Origin of the sequence: Paenibacillus sp. FSL H8-0048, from assembly GCF_038002825.1 — a bacterium.
Lineage (GTDB): Bacteria > Bacillota > Bacilli > Paenibacillales > Paenibacillaceae > Paenibacillus_AQ.
In genome coordinates, this window is the sequence record NZ_JBBODF010000001.1 from 2,490,956 (window position 1) to 2,509,031 (window position 18,076).

Sequence of the window (18,076 nt, forward strand, 5' to 3'; positions counted from 1 at the left end):
GCCTGATGGCTGCGGAGCATCCCCTTTTACATAAGAACAATATGGAATAATAGCTTATTGCGCTTTTACAAATTCAGCCGACTTGATCCCTGCCTGACGTCCGAAGATAATAATCTCGGCTACCGAGTTACCGCCGATGCGGTTCTCGCCGTGCAGCCCACCGACCACTTCTCCTGCCGCGAACAGGCCGGTAATCGCTTTGCCGTCTTTGTTCAAGACCTCAGTGTTGGTGTTGATCACCACTCCGCCCATCGTATAGTGAATTCCAGGGCCGATCTGAATCGCATAATATGGAGCACCGGACAGATCATTATCCATACCGGTAGCTCTGCCGAACTCGGCATCCGACTTACTCTTCACCGCACTGTTCCATGTATCCACGGTGGTCTTAAGTGCAGCGGCCGGAACCTTCATCTGATCCGCCAGTGCTTCGATGGTATCTGCGGTCTTGACCACACCCATCTTGATGTATTGATCTACCGCCTTGACACGGGATTTCACTCCGGCGTCGAACACGAGATAAGCGGATTTCTCAGGAAGTGTATTAATGGAAGCCGTCACCTTGTCACGGGTATCCATCTCATTGCCGAAGCGCTTGCCCTCAGCAGATACAAGAATGGCTCCTTCGCCCCGGACCGCTTCACCGATCAGGTAGGATTTCTCCTGCTGTACAGTCGGGTGAACCTGAATCTGGTCCAGGTCTACGGTAGTTCCGCCAACCTTCTCAATCATGGTAATGCCGTCGCCGGTGCTGCCAATCTGATTGGTCGTTACCAGCCCTTGCAGATCCGGGCGAACCTTGGCAATCAGCTCTTTGTTGGCCCCGAAGCCGCCGGTGGTTACGATAACCGCTGCTGCGCTGATCGTTTTGTCATCGGCCTGGTTGAACAGCACCTTCACGCCGTTCACCTTCCCGTCCTGTACCGTAAGCTCCTTCACATCCGCATTGACGAACAGCGGAATGCCCTGCTCCTGAACATTGCGGACAAGTCCGGCTACAAGATATTGTCCCACGGCCGAGCCGTCCTCCGGACGATGGGTACGCTTCTCCTTCATACCGCCGGTAATTGTAATATTGTTCAGGCGGATTCCGATGGAATCGAGCCAGTCAATGGCACCTGCGGATTGATCCACGAAGAAGTGCAGCAGCTCCTTATTGTTCGTATCATGTCCGCCCTTAAGGGTCTCTTCATAGAACAGTTCGTTGCTGTCTTCGATGCCCTGCTCCTTCTGGAACTTGGTCTGCGAGGCATTCATCCCTGAGGAGGATTTGGTTGTATTGCCGCCGGCTACCGGCATTTTCTCTAAGATAACCGGGTTCATGCCGGCCGCTTTGGCTTCCAGGGCAGCAGACATTCCTGCACCGCCTGCGCCGACGATGACGATATCATATTTATCTTTTAACTGATCGTACGGAGTATAGCTCGCTTCGGATGCTCCCGACACGGCCTCTGCCTTCTCTGTAGGTACAGCGGTTGCTGCCGGCTCTGTGGCCGCGCTGCCCGCTTCCTTGCTCTCATTCTTGCTGCCGCCTGCATTGTTGTTTCCGCAGCCTGCAATGACCAGCATCACGGAGAGAATGAGGATCAGCGCCGCTGTTAATCTCTTATTCATGTGAGTTGTGCCCCCTTGTGCATATTTTCACAATTATCATAGCGCCAAAGAAGCAGTTTATGGAACCTTCCGTAAGTTATTAAAGAGTTTTGTAACTAAAGTAAGCGGGCATGCGGACCTTAAATGTTCACACCCCCTCCTCCTCCTTCACCTCATAAGGCACATCCACGATAAAATGCGCTCCCGGCCCGCAGCCGGCGGCAAGCTCAAGATGACCGCCAAGTTTGTCTACACTTTTCTTCACCAGATATAGGCCGATTCCCCGCTGTTCCCCCTTGGAGGAGTAGCCCTGAGCGAAGATTTTCTCCCCCAGGCCTGCCGGAATTCCCGGACCGTTGTCGCTTACCTCGCATAGCAGCCGCCCCTCTTCATATTGAAAAGCAAGCTCCACCCGCTTCACGGGTTGCCCGCAGAGCTCCTCCAGTGCCTCCAATGCATTATCCAGCAGATTGCCGGCAATCGTAATCAGCTCATGAATCACCTGCGGATCGGCCGGCTCCGGCAAAAAACTGTCTCCAGTCAGCACCAGCTCCATCCCTGCTTCGCGCGCCCGGCTCAGCTTCCCCAGCAGAAATCCGGCCAGCACCGGGTCCTTGATCTGTCTCGTGATCGCCCCAATCTCCTTCTGGTAATTGCTTACCGTCCCCAGAATATATTGCTGCAGCTCATCATACAGGCCCATATGCGTCATGCCCATAATGACATGCAGCTTGTTCATGAACTCATGGGCGCCGGAGCGCAGCGCTTCTGCATAGACCGAGACTCCCGACAGCTTCTCCGCCAGCACAGCCAGCTCGGTCTCATCCCGGAAGGTGGCAATTGCGCCAACGATGTTCCCGTTCACCCGGACTGGCAGGCTGTTCACCAATAGAGAGCTGTCTCCCAGCTCCAGCTCCTGGTCCTGTATCCCCTCTCCCTCAGCCAATACCCGCTCCAGCCCCAGCTCCGGCCAAAACTCGGCAATCTGCCGGTTCATGGCGCTCCCGCCAATCCCCGCTGCCCGCAAAAGCCGCTGCGCCTCCATATTAAGGATGGTAATCCGCGCCTGCTGGTCTACGGCAATAATTCCCTCCCGCGTGGATTCCAGCATCGCACTGCGTTCCTGGAGCAGCTTGGAGATATCCTCCGGCTCCATCCCGAACACCATCCGCTTGATCTGGGCCGCCAGAATGAATGCTCCTCCCGCTCCAAGCAAGGCTCCCGAGACCAGAATCGCAATGATCGTCCACTCATTCAGCAGGACCAGCCGCTCGACCCGCTCCAGGGACAGACCGGCAATGACCACACCCACCTGATGCCCCCGGTTGTTATAGACCGGCACGAAGCCGCGCAGGGATCTGCCCAGCGGACCGGCCCCTTCGGAGATGCTCTCCCCTCCGCGCAGCGATATCTCCTGACCGCCTCCCGCAAAGGGCAGACCGACCAGCGAAGCATCCGGATGGGAATAGCGGATTCCCTTCATATCTGTCACGACCACGAACATAATATCATTGCGGCGGGCGATTCTTGAGGTGTAGTCCTGAATCTCCTTGCTGTTGCCCTCACTGAGTCCCTCAGAGACCAGCGGAATCAAGGCGATGGTACGGGCAATCGTAATCGCCTTATCCTCCAGCGCCTGCCGGGTCTGCGGAATAATCTGATTGCGGAAAATAAAATATAAAATCAGCAATACCAGCAGCACAACGGCAGAAACCATGACGGCGATCATTGTGCGCAGACTGTAGCTTTTTTTCCTGGCCACTTGCGTGATGACCTCCCTTCGTATCCTATTCCCTTCGAACTATATTAGTTGAGCCTGAGTTTGTAAAGCTACTCCTCAGGATCGCTTCGTAGGGGATAGACGAATGAAGCAAGCCCAGCCGTTCTGCCGGAGACAGGAGGGCTGGGCTTGCTGATTGGATGATAGCTACTGCTTCTTGGCCTGTTCCAGCGCCTGGGTCACCGCTTCAATAATCCCGCCGCTGGAGCCGGAAGCCCCGGAGAGGGCGTCTACGCCTTCTGTGGTTTGCTTTTCAATAATTTCAGGAATTGTATTCTCCACAGCCGCATCGATCATCGCCTGCGTCTCCTTGTGCTCTTCTACGGTAATGGCGTCGATCTTCTCATCCTTGATTTCTACCGCCACTTTAATATCACTCTTGACTCCTTTGCCTGTTCCATCATATGTCCCGTCCACATACTTGCCGGAAGATGAAGAGCATCCCGCCGTAAGTACTGTAGCAGCCGCAAGGGCAGAGAACAGCAAGGTTTTTGTCCACTTCTGCATGAGTAATTCCTCCTTCTGAAAGTTCCTATTTCTTCAGTGCCTTCACAGCTTCATCTGCAGCAATCCGCCCGAAGGTGATGATGTCTGCCAATGCATTACCGCCCAGACGGTTCGCACCATGAACCCCGCCTGTAACTTCGCCTGCTGCATACAGTCCGGCAATGACCTGATCCTTGGTATCCAGCACCTGAGCCTGCGGATTAATCGCTACGCCGCCCATTGTATGGTGAATTCCTGGTGTTATCTGAATTGCATAGTACTTGCCTTGTTCAAAAGAAAGCTCCAGATCCGGCCGTTCAAACTCTGTATCCTTGCCGGAAGCAACAAAGCCATTATACGTATTCAGTGTATCCGCCAGTGCTTTGCCGTCTACCCCAATCTGGGCCGCCAATTCTTCAGGAGTCGCCGCTTCTTTGACCAGATCCATTCCAAAGTAGACTTCGGTCGCTTTCAGGTTCGCACGCAGCTCATCATTGAAGATCAGATAAGCCACCTTGCCCGGCTGGGCCAGAATATTCTGGGACACGACATCGCGGGTCAGCAGCTCATTCGTGAACCGTTTGCCGTCGGTGTTGACCAGAATTGCCCCGTCTCCGCGCACGCCTTCGGTGATCAGCACGCCTTGACCCGGGATAGTGGTCGGATGAATCTGAATCTCCTTCATGTCTACCAGCTTGGCGCCGATCTTCTCTGCCATCGTTGTACCATCGCCGGTTGCGCCCGGATGGTTAGTGGTGGAGAACCCTTCCAGCTTCGGCTGGTAGCCCTTGATCATCTCCATATTGGCTCCGAAGCCTCCGGCGGCCAGAATCACGGATTTGGCATTGATCGTGTACTCCTTGCCTTCCTTGTCGGTCACCTTCACTCCGGTAACTACACCTTCATCATTCTTGACGATCTCTTTGGCTGTCGTTTGCATTCTTACATCAATCTTCTCATCCTGCAGCTTCTTCTTCAGCGCAACGACGATGAAGTTCCCGGCCGCCTCGCCGCCCTTCGGACGGTGAATCCGGTTCACGCTTGCCCCGCCTGCGCGTCCCACTTCAGACAGCTCGGCTCCATTCTCCTTCAGCCACTCCACGGAAGCCGCCGCACCGTTCGTAAGCGTTCTGACCAGATCCGGGTTATTGAGATTCTTGCCGCCCTTCATAGTATCCTCGAAATGCAGCTCCGGACTGTCTGTGATACCAGCCGCTGCCTGATAAGGTGTTCCTGCCGCATTCAGCCCGCCTTCCGCACGGACGGTGTTGCCGCCAAGCATTGGCATTTTCTCAATCAGAATGACCTTGGCTCCCTGGCTATGTGCTTCAAGCGCTGCAGTCATCCCCGCTCCGCCGCCGCCGATAATTACGATGTCCGTAGACTCCCCTTTGGTGCTGTTACAGGCAGGCAATACCACCAGACTTGCCAGCAGCAACCCTTTGCCCAGCAGACTTCCCCATCTCTTTCTGTTCATTCTGTTCTCCTCCAATTGTCATTGTGCATATTTTCACAATCATCATAACCTGAAGGAGCCCCGACTAGAATATTTAGTAATTAAAGAAATGATAAAGTAAATAAAGGTAGTGAATTTGCTTGAATGTGGTTATAGATTTATAATTGGAGCTTATACAACCGTATCACTAGGAGGAGCAGAAACTATGGAAAAAAGCGAAAAATATTGGCTGGCCGGTGCTGTTCTGGCTGTAGCCGGTGTCTCCCTGATGAGCTACACTGCAAGCCGCTATACTTCATTTAAAAGAGTAGTTGCCCGAACCATCCGTCTGGAAGATATCGCTGCACTGGAAATTACCCGCCTGTCTTCTGTTCCCGGTGAACAGAAGGATATTGTGATCACCGAGCCGGAAGCGATTAAGCGGATCTACGATGATTTCTCCGGTGTCCGCCTGATGAAATCCGCCCGCAATGTGAGCACAGACAACAAGTACAGCTATTACCTTACCATCGTCCAGGCCGACCGGAAGCAGCGGTTCGACATTATTTTGAAGGGCAAGCATCACATGATTATCTATGACAATGACATGAACAACCCGCACCTGGTAGCCTATAAAATAATTAACGAGTTCAGTCCGCTGGCTCTGCAGCAGGCCTTCGATTGATTCTGCGCACGCTTATGTAAGGCATAGCTTAATAACCTTCACAGCTAATGTGACGGCTATATGGAGTCATGGAACGCCTGAGGCAGCCTCGGGACACCGTGACTCCGTTTTATTTTATAGAGAAAGCTTATAGATATTTACGGATAAGTTCATGCCCTTCAGGTTTCACCTTATACATATACACCGGCCTGCCTACCGCCCCGTAGCTTAGCTCCATTTCCAGAATACCTGCCTCCGTCAGAAAAGCCAGATATTTGCGGACCGAGATCCGCGAGATGGGCGCATGGCTGCTGATATCCTCCGTGGAGAACACAGGGCTCTCCAGCCGGTTAATCGTGCTCCAGATGCTCTCCAGTGTGCCTTCGGCAAGTCCCTTGGGCAGCGGCAGGGCAGCGCTCTTCTCCTCTTCCGTCCCGAGCGAATGCCGCAGCAGCTTATCCAGCTGCTCCTGGCTGAGATGCTCCTTGTGCATCAGCTTATAATCTTCACGATACGCCGACAAGGCCGCCTGAAACCGGGCAAACTCGAACGGCTTGATCAAATAATCCACAGCCCCGTTCTGCAGCGCCTTGCGGATGCTGGCATTGTCACTGGCGGCGGAGATCACAATGATATCCACCTTGCTCCCCTGCTCCCGCAGAGCAGAGAGCAGCTGCAGTCCGCTGACCCGCGGCATATATATATCCAGCAGCACCAGATCTACCTGCTCCTTCTCCAGCATAGTCATCGCCTCATCTCCTGTCGCCGCCCAGCCCGCATACTCAAAGCCCGCAACCTGCTCCAGATAATGCCGGTTAAACTTCGCCACCATCGGGTCATCCTCTACGATCAACACTCTAATGTTCATGGGTTCTCCTTGTCTTTTGTGCAATTACAGTATATTGATTGAACTAATGATTTTAGGTTTAGGGATTGGCCGTGACTCCAGAGAAGTTTTGGACTTCTGGCCGCTGTTGTCCCCAGATTTCTTGATTTTATACGCTCTTAGAGGTAGAAATCCGGTGACTGCTGTTGCTTACGAAGTGAGCTTTCCTGCGGAAAGCTTTTAGGCGGTCGCTACCGCTCCTCCAGTTCCAAAATTCCCCTCCGCCACTTCCCCTTAACTTAAATTTCTAAACTTGCCCAAACATTAATAACTTTCACTTTTCTAGCCCCTAAAATGAAAACTATAAGAATTTTACATACGTATCCTTAAAGTTCTTTGAATAGCATCCTCCACATAGTACGGAGTCTCCTTCGGCAGCAGATCCGCGCTGAACTTCCCGGATTGTATCGCCTCTCTGGTATCGATTACAAACTCAGTAATATCATTGATTTCTACTATCCATTCGTGGATGTATTTATGCACCATATCGCCCCTGAGACCTAACTGAATGGCTCTTCGCGGCAATTTGTTCCCATGGATATCTCTATCCGGGTCCCATTGGCATCTCACTTGGGAAGCTTGTAACTTCGTCTGCCACTCCTCTTGGGAAGCATACAAGTCAGGGTCATATGAGGACAGGACTACCTATGACAAAATATGATTGAAGCCCTCTCTCGTGATATCAATCGCCAACATCCGCTCCTGGTCTGTTTTGGTCCCCCACCCTGACCGGTACATCATCCACAAGAAAGAAGGCTTGATCCAGGTCATTCTATCTATTTTAAAAGATGGCCCGAATTGCCCAAGCTCTAGCACCTCATCTGCAATTTTATGATTATATGCTTGATACACGCGGACTGTTTGCTTGTTGTAATGGGCCATGATTATTTTGTCTGCTTGGCAGTTCTCATTTAGATGGTTGCTTCGGAAATTAATAATATCGTCCCATCACACTTACATTGGAATCTTGCCATCAAGCTCCTCCTGCTCTTTTTATCTGTCGGTTAATATTGTAAGCCTAAACATTCGAAAATAGAAGGCGGAACGAAGTGATAAGGCTTACCCCAAACGTTATCCGTGAAAAAAGAAAACAAAAAAACACCAATTCGAGAAATCATTCGAACGGTGCGTTAGAAAAATGACCCTAGTCCAGTGTCAGATTTAAAAGGGTGGATAAGCTTGTGAAACTCAGGGGTTCGTGTAATGAAACCCTATCATCCAAAAAATCTAACGGACCGAAGAGATCTTATCCCCACGAGAATGCCACCTTTTGCAGTGTAACGGACTCAGTGGACCTTATCGTCTTTCTGCGGGATGTTTTGGGGCTGAATTGCAGGGGATAAGGTCCTTGCGGTCCGCTAATCGCCCAAGTGACGACTTTCTGCCCGGATAGGAGCCCCTGTGTCCGCTACGCTTAGCCAAACGCCCCCAACTAACAACCGTCTATTGAAATTATGACATTTGAAGGGTATTCATTTGCATTTAAGAGTCAATTTCATAATTCAGTTTACTGAAAAGCAAGATTGGTCCAAAATCTAAGGTCATATTTTTTTAAAAAATCAGGCCACTTGCTGGGAGTCTCTCAACTGCTGGTTCAATTTGTCTAATGCAAACTTACTCAAATTGTACGCGAGCGTACTGAGCTGGAAATCGACACTTGCCCGGACACCCCGGTGACGTGTGCGTTTCATCCCGAAATACTCTTTGAGATAGGCAAACACACGCTCCACGGCCGTCCGCTTGTTGTACAGGGTGGTAAAACTTTCGCTACCTCTGGCGGGATAAGTGTGCAACCGCAAATCCGTTTGCATGCGAATTTTAAACACTTTTTGGCAATCGGAACCGGAAAGCTCACAGCCTTTGCATTCGCTAGGCCGGGTGTACTTCAGGGTCTCATACTTGGCATCAAAACTGTCGTAACGGTACGTATGTCCTTGAGCGCACACCGGCGTGTAATCCAGATTCATTCCTGCAGGCGGGTCTTTATGGTGAATCAGGGAAATCGCAGGATAGGCGCCGAGCGTATGAATCAACTGGTAGATTGCCGCGCAGTCGTAGCCTTTGTCGCCCAAGATATGCTTGACCTTTAGCATCGGAAACTTTAGGAGCAGGCCTTTGAGAAGGACGACCGCCATACGCTGGTCATTCGGATTGGCCGAACTAAAGAGCCCACTGAGGATATACTGGCTGTCCGTGTCGACCAGCAGATTCGCCTTGAACCCGTAATAGCTGGTCATTCGGCCCTTCGTATTTTTCTTGTCACAACGCGCAGCATGCCGGGGCAACTCGGTCAGCAGTTCATCGTACGTGTACGGCAACATCGCTTCAATGGTTTTCTGGAACGGTCCGAGACTTTGTTCATAGGCTTCCATTTCCTCGCGCCGACGTTCCTTTTCGGCCTGGGATGGACGACCTGGCTTGCTGTACCTGGGTTTCTTCAGCGGCGCGTTCACCGCCTTCGGCTCAGGCTCTTGATGTTCGAGCTGAAGTTGTTCGGCCCCCGGAGCTTCGCCTTTCTTTTGCTCCCGGCGAGCCGCACGACGCTTGGAGGCTGATTCGCTAAATTGGCAATCCCATGCCTCAACCATCGAGGAATCCACAGCCAGATGGGTGCCGCTCACAAAACCTTCTTCTAGGGCAGAGGTGACTAGGCGATCCTGAAGTTGTTCCAGCATTCCCGTTTGCGCTAGGGCATGAATCAAACGAGAATAGGAGGCCTGACTGGGAATATTGTCCGAGCCCGTAAACCGGCACTGGACTCGAAATTCGTGGCTATGATTCAATCGCCGGACCAAGGCAGAGACAAACTCGATGTTCTCCATTTTGGCAATCAGCAGCGAGTAGATCATGGCAGGTACGTTTAGTTTTTCAGGCCGTCCACGGTGGCTCTTTTTCCGCAGTGCGAACAGAACTGGAGCTAAATGTAAGTGTTCAAAGATTTGGCTATATTTATCTTCCGGAGCCATCTGGAGCAATTCCTCAAAGGAAAACAGTTCTTCTTGTCGAATAGAATAGATAGGGATTACCTCTTTTCTTCTCGGGTGTTGGTTTCGTCACCTATAACTTCGAGAATTTGGGGAGGTACTCCTTTTTCTATGCTCAAAAAAACCAGGTATAGCAAGGGTTTTGAATTATGAAATTGTCTCTTTAATATAATTATTCAAAATCCCAATGATTCGCCCACAAGGATAACCTTAATTCTCCCCGCTGTCTTACACATTCTGGTTTCGACGATGTAAGAACAGATACAATCCTCTGATTTACAATCTGCGCAAGCACCATTGATCAGGCAGGGCGTTTTTTGCGGTGAATGCAAGAAGGGGCTGGACGAACTCGAACAACGGCTTGCGTTAATGGGGGCGGCATAGGTTCTGGCTCTGATCACTGCGTCTGCAGCGGTCTTGCACACCTTATTCATCCCAACGACAGCAACCACACTTCTCGGTCCAAAAGTAATCGCTGCCGCCCGGTTGCCCACACTGTCGATATTGACCAGTATCCCATCTTCACTAACGGCGTTGAAGCTGGTTAAATAAGTGTCGCACAAAAGAGATTGGCGCATGAGGTCATAACGTTCCTCCATCGTCTGCGCTGTATCACGGTCAGTGACTGTATAACTGACTTGACGTACCCGATCAAGCAGCCCGATTTCCTCAAGCGTGACGGACCCGCCCCAAGATACCGAAGACTGTTCCGGAATTAAGGATAGTGCCTTTTCTGCAGCTTCAATGGCGTTGTCACAATAATAAGCTTCAAATTTTCTGCTTTGCAGATTTTTAATGACCTTGGTGGCTAACAACCGGTTTCTCGCTTTGATTGAATCTTCTTTCGCTTGCATGGGTCTTCCTCCGTTCTGACGTTAGGCAAGGTGGCTAACTTCGTGTGTATGTATGATTAATATAGTATAGTAAAAAGAAAAAGGATGTTGCACATGCAACGCGAAGCTTATCATGAATAACTTAGATTCCCTATGTCAATCACGTTTATTTTCAGGGATTGCTCCAGATGATATTCCCCAAATGCTTAATTGTCTGTCAGCCACACAGAAAGAATATACAAAAGATGAGATGGTAGTCCGGGAGGGCGATTTCGTTGATGACATCGGCATCATATTGCAAGGTACTGCTCAAAGTACGAAATTAAGCCCCACAGGAAAACAAATTATTGTATCCCTCCATTACCCGGGCGGATATACCGCTGTTCTCACAGCAGCCAGCCGTGGACGAAGATGCCCAATGTCAGTAAAGGCAATAGAACCGCTTGAAGTGCTGCTTATTCCTATCCAAAACATATTGAGCCCTTGCACAAAGTTAGGTAGGGCACACGAACAAATACTTGGTAATCTTTTCGATAGTATTGCAGAACGTGCGTTAGAACTGCATGACCGGAACGATTGTCTGATTATGCCGACGATCCGGGATAAGGTCCTGACTTATTTAACAAGAGTAATGCGCGAAACGGGAACTGAGACCTTTACGATTCCCTTTGACCGGGAAGCCATGGCCGAATATCTGGACGTAGACCGCAGCGCCCTATCCCGAGAGCTGGCATGGATGAAGCGGGACGGGTTGATTGAGTTTTATAGGAATGAATTTAGGCTGTTGTGAAAAGCAATAGAAAAGGAATTTCGCTAACGGAAAGCAGGGCTGATGTCTTCGCTTATGTGGGCTAGTCGTTATGGGGGATTTCAGCGTTTTTAACTTTGATTGGATGATATTGGGAATGACTTTCTATTTATAAAAAATAGAGGGTGTCCCATAAACCATGAAATGGCTGTGGCCCCCCAAAGTGCTTTAGCTATAATTTATTGAGGAAACAATTCCAAATATATTCTGTACCACTCCGGGCGCTGTGCTTTAATTAAGGATAGCACCTCTTTTAAGGCAATACCTTTTAACTGAGACAACATGTCATAATTTATCCTTTGTATCGTAAGCCAAATTTGACCGATTGACTCGCCGCAACTTCCTGCAATCATTTCATTACAGTCACTTTCGTTTGACACATTGATTAAAAACTCCACAGTCTCATCATCTTGAAAGTTTTCTCCTAATTCAATCACTGCATCATCTTTTTCCGCATCTGATGCCGATGGGTCTACTAATATTTGAAAAAGTTTATCCTTATTCATACTTGTCACTCTCCTAATAATTTCAGGATACAAATGGTTCAAGTTCTCTCTGGCTATAGGGGTGGTGAAATGCTATTCTACGGACTTTCATGCCTGATGAGTTTATTTCTTGAAATGTCCCAAGCGAAAAAAGTTGATTCATTAATATAGTATAGTAAAAAGCAAAATGATGTTGCACACGCAACGTGAAGCCTCTCATGAATAACATAAATTCCCTGTGAAAGTACAGGCCATAGAACCGCTTGAGGTGCTGTTTATTCCTATTCAAAACATATTGAGCCCTTGCACAAAGTTCGGTAAGACACACGAACAATTTTTTCGATAGTGTCGCCAAACGGGCGTTAGAACTGCATGACCGGAACGATTGTCTGATTATTTAGACTATTCGAGATAAGGTTTTAACTTATTTAACAAGAGTTAGACGTGAAGCTGGAACGGAAACTTTTACGATCCCTTTTGACCGGGAAGCGATGGCCGAATAACTGGTTGTAGACCGCAGTGCCCTATCCGGAGAGCTGGCATGGATGAAGCAGGACGGCTTGATTGAGTTTTATAGAAACGAATTTAAGCTGTTGCAACAAGCAGTAGAAAAGGATTTTCGCTAACGGAAGGCAGGGCTGATTTCTTTGCTTATGTAAGGGAAGTGGCTGTGGGTGATTTCTTCGTGTTTCCAATTCTGTTTGGATGATATTAGAGATGGTTCTATATTGAAAAAGAACCTTGATTAGCATGTAGCTAATCAAGGTTTCTTTGAAGATTGTATCTTACTTCAATCTACCACTGGGATATACTCACTTGGTTTTCACCAAAACCGCCCCAAAATACCCATATCCCTCCACAATCAGAACATTTAAAAAACATGTTCATTTCTTGATATAAATCTTCTGCATCAATGCTTCCGTGATAATTGTCGTAATCCACGTCCGAAATAAAGTTATATTGTATTTAATTTTGGATTTCTTGTAGATTCAGAATGTTTCCACAACTACACATCATTTTGGGCATATAACTCAACTAGTTAAATATTATTCACCATACATTTACTTTTAAAATATTTAACAGCGTTCTCCTCATTGATTAAAGTAGATGCAATGGTTTAGATAGCCTTCCTATCTGAGCGGCATATTGTAAAGTTGCGAGTAAATTCGGAAAAACCGCAAGGAAACGAAGATATCATAAAACAGATCGATTACGGAAGTATCTGACCATAATCAACCTGTTAAATGCAATGGAATAGCGTTATTTAAGTAATAAAACTAAAGCATTTGATGTGCGTACAACCGATATGGAGAAATCTTTATACGAGTATTAAATAGGTTAAAGGTGTTGTTGATTGAATGATAAATTCATTCGGCATTGGATAGTCACTCTGACCTGCTCAATGTAGTGAAAATGGCTGTATTTGTTGAAGCAACAATCCCTTCTTCTAAGTCCCTCCTTTTATCAACCGGAATATCATAGAATATATATCCCACAATTTCATCGCTCTTATTTAGTAACAACTCAATATTTGGTAAAATTAGTATTTGTGTAATTTTTTCGACGCGTTCTAGCAGAAAGAATAGTTTATTATCACTATACATGACTGTAAAATCATCTTTTGAATCTATGATCTTTTTACCGTTCCATACATCAATATCAACTATTGGATTCCCTATACATTTAGGTATATTACTAAAATTTGTTAGTTCTTTTGAAGAATATGCAATGTCGTTGATAGATACTATTGTAATACTAAATATTTTCTTTGACTCACTGTTTACTTTGACTTCAATGAAAGATGATTTGTTATTAAATATCCTGTAATAAAAAAACTCCTTTGATGGAATATCATTTAAAGGAAACTCAACGGTTATAGGTACATAAAAGTCTGTCTCCAAATAAGATTTTATCTCATCTTGTGATATCCTTTGTAATTTTAGCATCGTCTTCCTCCCTGTTTAAGGAATATAAAGGGCATGTTTAATGACTGGTAATTGCCCAGCTTCCCTAGATGGACTAAATATTAATTCCCAATTGCTAACTACTTTCGGTTCATTAAACTTATACCCCTTTTCCGTAGCTTCTTTTACAGCTGATTGAAAACTGCTTAATAATTGTTGTTCATTTAACTTTTGACCATGTGATAGAGTTCTGGTTGAATACTCTACCATATGTTTAGTAGCATTTGGATTCACCCAATACTTTTCCTCATTCACTGTTACTTCAAATGATTTAGGAATGCTTGTACCTGGGTTATTAGGTTGTGTTCTTTTGATATTATCCCAGACAGTCCCAGTTCCCCCCGTCCCCTCAGCCTGCATCTTCAGGCCAGCTGAATTAGCCGCCTTAACCTCATCATTCGTCAGAGTGGTCGGAATACCTTGTTTTCTCAGTTTACTATACAGCCCACTCGAGCTGTTCGACAACATCTCCTGAACAGTCTGATTCCCTACTGCTGCACTAGTTTGCTGTGCTGCTTTCTGGATCGCTTTACTTCCAGCTATTTCTGCTGCATCCTTTACCACAGCTGATGTGACCGCTTTTCCTGATATCTTTGCTGCTATTTTTTCTGTTACTTTTTCCGTTAACTGGATAGTACCTTTAACGCTAGATTTAACAATTGCAGACCCACCAAAAGTAGCGGCACTAAGCAGCAAGTTAGCAGAACCTACGCTTCTTTCCAGGAACGACTTATCCTTCCCGAAAGCCAGTTTAGCGTCGTCACCAATCATTAAGTTATAGGTATTTACAACTAGGTTCTTCGTTCCATTTTAATCGAATTAAACACAGAGCCGCTGCCCGAGCTCTTTGCAGCAGACTTAACAGGTACAGGATCTTTCTTCACGGCTGCTTTAGTTGCCTAGACAACTTGTTCTTCTTTCTTTGCTTTTTTCAGATCTGCTGCCAAAACTGTATTTTTCTGCTGCAACTTTGATATTGCAGCGGCGGCTGCACTTCCTGCTGCTGATATTCCTGAAACCACTAGTTGATGCAGTCCATTTTGGTATCACGGTGAATCAAAGGAATTCATCTTTTTACAGCTATTACATGGATTAAATCTGCTGTCGATTTAATAATTATTTCGTTCTTCAACCACACTTCACTATGAAAAAACCTTGAAAGGCACGAAGCCGATCAAGGTATGAAGAGGAACATTATTCGTTATCTTCAACTACTGGAACAAAAGGAGATAAAAATAAATCTTCTTTTAGTTGAATATTACCACGGGCTAAAACGAGTATTCTAAAGTTATTATCGTACCCTTCAATATCTTCATCGTCCCTTGTATATAGTACTCCGTAAGAACCTGATGAATGGTCTGCGATGAATTGATATAGCTTAATTATTTCCTCTGCCTCTGTAGTTTTACGATTCAAGAAGCCGCCCACAGAAAGATAATAATTACCATTAGAAGGGTAAACCTCCAGAAGCCCAGCACTCCAATTTAACTCTAAAATAAATTTTTGTATTTTTTTTACAATCATTTCTAAATTGCCTGCATCAGCTTCTGTAGTTGTCTCATGGATTGTTGCCCAACCGTGAAATTCATACATTATTCTCACCTACTTCAAAGGTTTTGTATCAATTAAAACTTTTATTCCATATCTACTGCTGTACTCATTCAGTTTATCAATTACCGATTGAGCAGGTTGCCCTTCAAAATGGTAATAAACCCTTCTACCAGTTTCCTGAGCAGCCTCGAATGTCGCTTTCATTTGGTCCCGAACACTTTTATTTACGGTATGGAGTGCAGGTTTAGATTGAGCAACATATTGGTCATTAATAGCATCAAACTCTCTACTAGCGGGATCGTTGGAGAACTTAACTCGGGATTGACCACCAATTCTTTCAGCTAATGCATCTGCCGCTGCATCAGGTTTATTTACAACCACCAAATCCCCTGAGTAGCGACCTGCTTTACCAGCTCCCTCAGCCTGCATCCTAAGATTAACCGAATTAGCCGCTTTAACCTCATCATCCGTCAGAGTGGTCGGAATACCTTGTTTTCTCAGTTTACTATACAGCCCACTCGGGCTGTTCGACAACATCTCCTGAACAGTCTGATTCCCTACTGCTGCACTAGTTTGCTGCGCTGCTTTCTGGATTGCCTTGGTTCCAGCTATTTCAGCTGCATCCTTTATCGTAGCTGAAGCAAAAAATTTTGCTGTTATTTTTTCCGTTATTTTATCGGCTAATCGGATAGTACTTTTAACGCCAGATTTTATTACTGCGGCTTCACCAAAAGTAGCAACATTGAAGAGCAAGTTAGCAGAACCTGCACTTCTTTGCAGGAAAGATTTGTCCTTACCGAAAGCCATCTTAGCATCATCGAGAATTATTAGGTTTGCGGTATTAACTATTAGGTTCTTCGTTCCATTTTTAATCGAATTAAACACAGAGCCGCTGCCCGAGCTCTTTGCAGCAGACTTAACAGGTACAGGATCTTTCTTCACGGCTGCTTTAGTTGCCTGGACAACTTGTTCTTCTTTCTTTGCTTTTTTCAGATCCACTGCCAAAACTGTATTTTTTTGCTGCAACTTTGATATTGCAGCCACCGCTGCACTTCCTGCTGCTGACGGACGTGAGCTACTAGTTGAGCCACTGTTTGATGTTGCCGGCGGCTTTGTTACCGTGGCTGGTGGAGTTGCTTTATTATTATTTGCTGGCGCTGACGAAGCAGACTTCTTCGAATTCTGTGCAGGCTTCGTTGGTGCTGGCGGCTCTTGTTTTGGAGGCGGTGTGGACGCCTTCTGCTTAGCCAGAAACAGATGCTCTTGGCGGTCCGCAGCAGCGTCGTTTCGGTTGATCTGGCTTTGAATGGAGCTTGCCGTTGCTTTGTGGCCAGTCGGATCGATATACTGAATCGGATCATTATTGGCATAAGTGTAGCGATTGAGACTGAGCGGGTTATTGTCTTCACCCCAGTAGCTGTCTTCTGACAGGAAACGTCCGATGTACAAATCGTAATAACGTGCCCGAAGGTAGTACAGCCCTGTCTCCCCATCATAATACTCTCCTGCATAACGGATAGATTCCGAATAGGACTCGATGCTTAAAGTAGGATTACCAAAGACATCGTAGTCATATTGGTTCTGTACTTCTCCTGCAGATGATACAGTTTGCACAACATCTCCGTGTCCATTGAACAAATAGTAGGTATATGCCTTAGCCTGATTCATTCTGGCAATGTAGTTAATGCCCCGGATGTAACGGACATTGAGTTTACTGCTTCCGTCCATCTCCAGAATCACATGCTGACGGTCATATACATAATTCGTTTCCTTTGCTATATTCCCTGCTTTAGCACTGCTTACCGTTTTCTTTACCCGTAAGCCGTCTCCATTATAAACATAATCTACAGTTGTCCGGTCTCCCGCCTTCACCTTGACAGCTTTCGTTAAACGGTTGAACCCGTCATAGGCTTGAGTTACTTTTTCGATAAGACTATTAATTTCTTTAGTCTGTGCATCGTAAGTATCTCCCCCGGTAGACTGGTGCATTCCTGTTGTATGCGGCTGGGTATAGGCTGTCCGTTGGCTAAGCTCATTCCCATTCTTATCAAAAAGATAATTAAGGTTAGCAAGCGATTGTTCAGATCATACGTGTACGCTTCTTTAAGGCCACCTTCATACTGTCTCCACATTTCCCTGTATTCTCTCAGTTGTTGAATTGTATCTTAAAAAACTTGAGAGCTGAATTTGCCATGCCATTACCAGGCGACTTCAACTTCTGCCGACTCACTGGGTAGCCTCACAAAAAAAGAAACCTTGAAAGGCACGGAGCCAATCAAGGTAGAAACTTTTGAAAATTATTTTATATAACCTGTCTTAGTATTATCCACTTTTACATCGACAATAATATCATGTTCAACACGTATGACTACCCAAAAATCTTTATCACAATTAGTACAACAGACATATCCTTCACCTTTTGAACTTCCATCCAGTGGTCTTTTCTGATGCGGAGGCTTACTCTGCCCTGTCGCCCATGTTAATGTATCCCCCAATTTGTAGGTATCAAGATTCATCATGCCCATTTTAAATTCGGCTTCTGTATTAACGATTTCTCCACATCTAGGGCATTTTTCTTTAATTAATAGTAAGTTATACATGTTCACT

Annotated in this window: 15 protein-coding genes and 1 pseudogene; 2 read left to right on the plus strand and 14 right to left on the minus strand. The window is 46.7% G+C overall.

The window, feature by feature from the left end:
* Nucleotides 1-54: 54 nt before the first annotated feature.
* From NSU18_RS10790 to NSU18_RS10805, 4 genes are all read right to left on the minus strand, one after another.
* Nucleotides 55-1,614, minus strand: a complete 1,560-nt coding sequence (locus NSU18_RS10790) for a flavocytochrome c (protein ID WP_341019842.1) — start codon at nucleotides 1,612-1,614, stop codon at nucleotides 55-57.
* Nucleotides 1,615-1,741: 127 nt separating this feature from the next.
* Entirely contained in the window at nucleotides 1,742-3,355 is a 1,614-nt protein-coding gene (dcuS, locus tag NSU18_RS10795; protein WP_341148983.1) for a DcuS/MalK family sensor histidine kinase, read from the minus strand.
* 165 nt (nucleotides 3,356-3,520) lie between these two features.
* Nucleotides 3,521-3,880, minus strand: a complete 360-nt coding sequence (locus tag NSU18_RS10800) for an FMN-binding protein (RefSeq protein ID WP_341019839.1) — start codon at nucleotides 3,878-3,880, stop codon at nucleotides 3,521-3,523.
* Nucleotides 3,881-3,905: 25 nt separating this feature from the next.
* Complete coding sequence (locus NSU18_RS10805; RefSeq protein WP_341148984.1) at nucleotides 3,906-5,336, minus strand: flavocytochrome c; 1,431 nt, start codon at nucleotides 5,334-5,336, stop codon at nucleotides 3,906-3,908.
* A gap of 184 nt (nucleotides 5,337-5,520) precedes the next feature.
* On the opposite strand from NSU18_RS10805, the gene NSU18_RS10810 reads away from it, so the two are divergent.
* The gene (locus NSU18_RS10810) at nucleotides 5,521-5,979 is read left to right on the plus strand and encodes a hypothetical protein (RefSeq protein WP_341019836.1); all 459 of its coding nucleotides are present in this window, start codon (nucleotides 5,521-5,523) and stop codon (nucleotides 5,977-5,979) included.
* Nucleotides 5,980-6,106: 127 nt separating this feature from the next.
* On the opposite strand, the gene NSU18_RS10815 is transcribed toward NSU18_RS10810, so the two are convergent.
* The 4 genes and pseudogenes from NSU18_RS10815 to NSU18_RS10830 all read right to left on the minus strand — a co-directional run bounded on the left by NSU18_RS10815 (nucleotide 6,107) and on the right by NSU18_RS10830 (nucleotide 10,682).
* Nucleotides 6,107-6,826 carry a response regulator gene (locus tag NSU18_RS10815; RefSeq protein ID WP_341148985.1) on the minus strand — a complete coding sequence of 240 codons (720 nt, stop codon included), beginning with the start codon at nucleotides 6,824-6,826 and terminating at the stop codon, nucleotides 6,107-6,109.
* A gap of 330 nt (nucleotides 6,827-7,156) precedes the next feature.
* Nucleotides 7,157-7,726: pseudogene (locus NSU18_RS10820) on the minus strand (DUF4291 domain-containing protein).
* Between the two features lie 677 nt (nucleotides 7,727-8,403).
* The gene (locus NSU18_RS10825; protein WP_341014692.1) at nucleotides 8,404-9,810 is read right to left on the minus strand and encodes a transposase; all 1,407 of its coding nucleotides are present in this window, start codon (nucleotides 9,808-9,810) and stop codon (nucleotides 8,404-8,406) included.
* A gap of 194 nt (nucleotides 9,811-10,004) precedes the next feature.
* Nucleotides 10,005-10,682: a lactate utilization protein gene (locus NSU18_RS10830; protein WP_341148986.1), complete on the minus strand. Its 678-nt coding sequence runs from the start codon at nucleotides 10,680-10,682 to the stop codon at nucleotides 10,005-10,007.
* Between the two features lie 112 nt (nucleotides 10,683-10,794).
* Between NSU18_RS10830 and NSU18_RS10835 the strand changes: the two genes are divergently transcribed.
* The gene (locus NSU18_RS10835; RefSeq protein WP_341148987.1) at nucleotides 10,795-11,451 is read left to right on the plus strand and encodes a Crp/Fnr family transcriptional regulator; all 657 of its coding nucleotides are present in this window, start codon (nucleotides 10,795-10,797) and stop codon (nucleotides 11,449-11,451) included.
* A gap of 197 nt (nucleotides 11,452-11,648) precedes the next feature.
* Here NSU18_RS10835 and NSU18_RS10840 read toward each other — a convergent pair whose 3' ends face one another.
* The 6 genes from NSU18_RS10840 to NSU18_RS10865 all read right to left on the minus strand — a co-directional run bounded on the left by NSU18_RS10840 (nucleotide 11,649) and on the right by NSU18_RS10865 (nucleotide 18,069).
* Entirely contained in the window at nucleotides 11,649-11,975 is a 327-nt protein-coding gene (locus NSU18_RS10840) for a hypothetical protein (RefSeq protein ID WP_341148988.1), read from the minus strand.
* Nucleotides 11,976-13,339: 1,364 nt separating this feature from the next.
* A complete protein-coding gene (locus NSU18_RS10845; RefSeq protein WP_341148989.1) occupies nucleotides 13,340-13,900 on the minus strand; it encodes a hypothetical protein in 561 nt (186 codons plus the stop codon).
* Nucleotides 13,901-13,915: 15 nt separating this feature from the next.
* Nucleotides 13,916-14,689, minus strand: coding sequence for a hypothetical protein (locus tag NSU18_RS10850; RefSeq protein ID WP_341148990.1), 774 nt, complete (start codon nucleotides 14,687-14,689; stop codon nucleotides 13,916-13,918).
* Between the two features lie 423 nt (nucleotides 14,690-15,112).
* Nucleotides 15,113-15,511, minus strand: a complete 399-nt coding sequence (locus NSU18_RS10855) for an Imm7 family immunity protein (RefSeq protein ID WP_341148991.1) — start codon at nucleotides 15,509-15,511, stop codon at nucleotides 15,113-15,115.
* Nucleotides 15,512-15,520: 9 nt separating this feature from the next.
* On the minus strand, nucleotides 15,521-17,458 hold the full coding sequence (locus NSU18_RS10860; RefSeq protein WP_341148992.1) for an RHS repeat-associated core domain-containing protein: 1,938 nt from the start codon (nucleotides 17,456-17,458) through the stop codon (nucleotides 15,521-15,523).
* Between the two features lie 308 nt (nucleotides 17,459-17,766).
* Nucleotides 17,767-18,069: a hypothetical protein gene (locus NSU18_RS10865; protein WP_341148993.1), complete on the minus strand. Its 303-nt coding sequence runs from the start codon at nucleotides 18,067-18,069 to the stop codon at nucleotides 17,767-17,769.
* Nucleotides 18,070-18,076 lie beyond the last annotated feature (7 nt).

Excerpts from the sequence above, each read along its gene's own strand:
- NSU18_RS10790 (WP_341019842.1), bottom strand. The coding sequence starts at position 1,614 with ATGAATAAGAGATTAACAGCGGCGCTGATCCTCATTCTCTCCGTGATG.
- NSU18_RS10800 (WP_341019839.1), bottom strand. The coding sequence starts at position 3,880 with ATGCAGAAGTGGACAAAAACCTTGCTGTTCTCTGCCCTTGCGGCTGCT.
- NSU18_RS10805 (WP_341148984.1), bottom strand. The coding sequence starts at position 5,336 with ATGAACAGAAAGAGATGGGGAAGTCTGCTGGGCAAAGGGTTGCTGCTG.
- NSU18_RS10810 (WP_341019836.1), top strand. The coding sequence starts at position 5,521 with ATGGAAAAAAGCGAAAAATATTGGCTGGCCGGTGCTGTTCTGGCTGTA.
- NSU18_RS10815 (WP_341148985.1), bottom strand. The coding sequence starts at position 6,826 with ATGAACATTAGAGTGTTGATCGTAGAGGATGACCCGATGGTGGCGAAG.
- NSU18_RS10825 (WP_341014692.1), bottom strand. The coding sequence starts at position 9,810 with ATGGCTCCGGAAGATAAATATAGCCAAATCTTTGAACACTTACATTTA.
- NSU18_RS10830 (WP_341148986.1), bottom strand. The coding sequence starts at position 10,682 with ATGCAAGCGAAAGAAGATTCAATCAAAGCGAGAAACCGGTTGTTAGCC.
- NSU18_RS10835 (WP_341148987.1), top strand. The coding sequence starts at position 10,795 with ATGAATAACTTAGATTCCCTATGTCAATCACGTTTATTTTCAGGGATT.
- NSU18_RS10840 (WP_341148988.1), bottom strand. The coding sequence starts at position 11,975 with ATGAATAAGGATAAACTTTTTCAAATATTAGTAGACCCATCGGCATCA.
- NSU18_RS10845 (WP_341148989.1), bottom strand. The coding sequence starts at position 13,900 with ATGCTAAAATTACAAAGGATATCACAAGATGAGATAAAATCTTATTTG.
- NSU18_RS10850 (WP_341148990.1), bottom strand. The coding sequence starts at position 14,689 with ATGATTGGTGACGACGCTAAACTGGCTTTCGGGAAGGATAAGTCGTTC.
- NSU18_RS10855 (WP_341148991.1), bottom strand. The coding sequence starts at position 15,511 with ATGTATGAATTTCACGGTTGGGCAACAATCCATGAGACAACTACAGAA.
- NSU18_RS10860 (WP_341148992.1), bottom strand. The coding sequence starts at position 17,458 with ATGCACCAGTCTACCGGGGGAGATACTTACGATGCACAGACTAAAGAA.
- NSU18_RS10865 (WP_341148993.1), bottom strand. The coding sequence starts at position 18,069 with ATGTATAACTTACTATTAATTAAAGAAAAATGCCCTAGATGTGGAGAA.